Source organism: Streptomyces sp. NPDC107522 (assembly GCF_055657525.1).
The window spans coordinates 1-2,168 of sequence record NZ_JBVKAU010000039.1; the positions used below are offsets into that span (position 1 = coordinate 1).

Annotated in this window: 3 protein-coding genes; all 3 read left to right on the top strand. The window is 70.4% G+C overall.

The features are described 5' to 3' along the window. On the top strand, nucleotides 1-954 hold a 954-nt coding region (locus tag ACZ7L6_RS43370; protein ID WP_471934060.1), incomplete at its 5' end, for a vitamin B12 dependent-methionine synthase activation domain-containing protein. Further along, nucleotides 951-1,808 (top strand): methylenetetrahydrofolate reductase [NAD(P)H], encoded by an 858-nt coding sequence (gene metF, locus ACZ7L6_RS43375; RefSeq protein WP_471934062.1) that lies wholly within the window; start codon nucleotides 951-953, stop codon nucleotides 1,806-1,808. The genes ACZ7L6_RS43370 and metF, both read left to right, overlap by 4 nt. After that, nucleotides 1,798-2,168, top strand: a 371-nt coding sequence (locus tag ACZ7L6_RS43380) for an adenosylhomocysteinase (protein ID WP_471934064.1), incomplete at its 3' end; no start/stop codon positions are given. The genes metF and ACZ7L6_RS43380, both read left to right, overlap by 11 nt.

The following is a 2,168-nucleotide window of genomic DNA, read 5'->3' on the forward strand; positions in this document are numbered from 1 at the left end:
CGCGACGCGTTCGAGGGCCTGCGCCTGATGGACGCCCTGATCGGCGTCAAGCGCGGCGTGCCCGGCGCCAAGCTCCCCGAACTCAAGCAGCGCCGCGTGCGCCCGACGGCCGCCGTGGTGGTCGAGGAGCTTCGGCCACAGGAGGGCCATGTCCGCTCGGACACGGTCACCGACAACCCGGTGCCGGTCCCCCCGTTCTGGGGCACCCGCGTCGTCAAGGGCATCCAGCTCAAGGAGTACGCCTCCTGGCTCGACGAGACGGCTCTCTTCCGGGGGCAGTGGGGGCTGACGAAGGACCTGGTCGAGTCCGAGGGCCGCCCCCGGTTGCGCGGTCTGCTCGACCGGCTCCAGACGGAGAACCTCCTCGAAGCGGCCGTGGTCCACGGCTACTTCCCGTGTGTCTCCAAGGACGACGACCTGATCCTGTTGGACGAGCACGGCGGCGAGCGCACCCGTTTCACCTTCCCGCGCCAGAGCCGCGGCCGCCGTCTGTGCCTCGCGGACTTCTTCCGACCGCAGGAGTCGGGGGAGATCGACGTGGTCGGCCTCCAGGTGGTGACGGTCGGCTCGAGGATCGGGGAGGAGACCGCGCGGCTTTTCGCGGCCGACGCCTACCGTGACTATCTCGAACTGCACGGCCTGTCCGTCCAGTTGGCCGAGGCGCTCGCCGAGTACTGGCACGCCCGGGTCCGCGCCGAACTCGGTATCGCGGGACAGGAGCCGACGGACCTGGAGGGGATGCTGCGCACCGAGTACCAGGGCTGCCGCTACTCGCTCGGCTACCCGGCCTGCCCCGACCTGGAGGACAGGGCGAAGATCGCCGGGCTGCTCCAGCCGGAGCGCATCGGCGTCCATCTGTCCGAGGAGTTCCAGCTGCACCCCGAGCAGTCCACGGACGCGATCGTCGTCCACCACCCGCAGGCGAGCTACTTCAACGCGGGAGGCCGCGCATGACGAGCTTTTCCTTCGAGTTCTTCCCGCCGAAGACGGCCGCCGGCGAGCGGACGCTGTGGCAGGCGGTCCGCCGAGCGGAGGCACTGCGGCCGGACTTCGTCTCCGTGACCTACGGCGCGGGCGGCTCCTCCCGGGACCGGACCATCGAGGTCACCCGGCGTATCGCAGCGGAGACGACCCTCCGGCCGGTCGCGCATCTGACCGCCGTGGGCCACTCGGTGGCCGAGTTGCGGCACATCATCGGCGCCTACGCGGACGCCGGAATCAGGGACGTCCTCGCCCTGCGCGGCGACCCGCCGGGCGCGCCCAAGGGGCCGTGGGTGCCGCACCCGGACGGCTTCACCCACGCGTACCAACTGGTCGAACTCGTCCGCTCACTGGGGGACTTCACCATCGGGGTGGCCGCCTTCCCCGAGCGGCATCCCCGCTCGCCCGACTGGGACACCGACGTCCGGCACTTCGTGGCCAAGTGCCGCGCCGGCGCCGACTACGCCATCACGCAGATGTTCTTCCACGTCGAGGACTATCTCCGGCTGCGGGACCGGGTGGCCGCGGCCGGGTGCGACATCCCGATCATCCCCGAGATCATGCCCGCCACCGACGTACGCCAGATCCGCCGGTTCGCCGAACTGAGCGACGCCGCCTTCCCCGAGGACCTGGCCCACCGCCTGGAAGCCGCCCGCGACGATCCGGCCACGGGCCACCGCATCGGCGTCGAGTACGCCACCGCCATGGCCGAACGCCTCCTCGCCGAGGGTGCGCCCGGACTGCACTACATCACCCTGAACAGGTCCACAGCGGCCCTGGACATCCACCGTAACGTCATCAGTTCAAGGAGCATTCGTGTCCCCTGAGTTCGCGGACTTCAAGGTCGCCGACCTGTCCCTGGCCGAGTTCGGCCGCAAGGAGATCACCCTCGCCGAGCATGAGATGCCCGGTCTGATGGCGATTCGCAAGGAGTACGCCGAGGCGCAGCCGCTGGCCGGCGCCCGCATCACCGGCTCCTTGCACATGACGGTGCAGACGGCCGTGCTCATCGAGACTCTGGCCGCCCTGGGCGCCGAGGTCCGCTGGGCGTCCTGCAACATCTTCTCCACCCAGGACCACGCCGCCGCAGCCATCGCTGTTGGCCCGGACGGCACGCCGGACAACCCGCAGGGCATCCCGGTCTTCGCCTGGAAGGGCGAGACGCTGGAGGAGTACTGGTGGTGCAC

What these genes read in the sequence shown, in the direction of transcription:
- metF (WP_471934062.1), top strand. Translation starts at nt 951, where the DNA reads ATGACGAGCTTTTCCTTCGAGTTCTTCCCGCCGAAGACGGCCGCCGGC.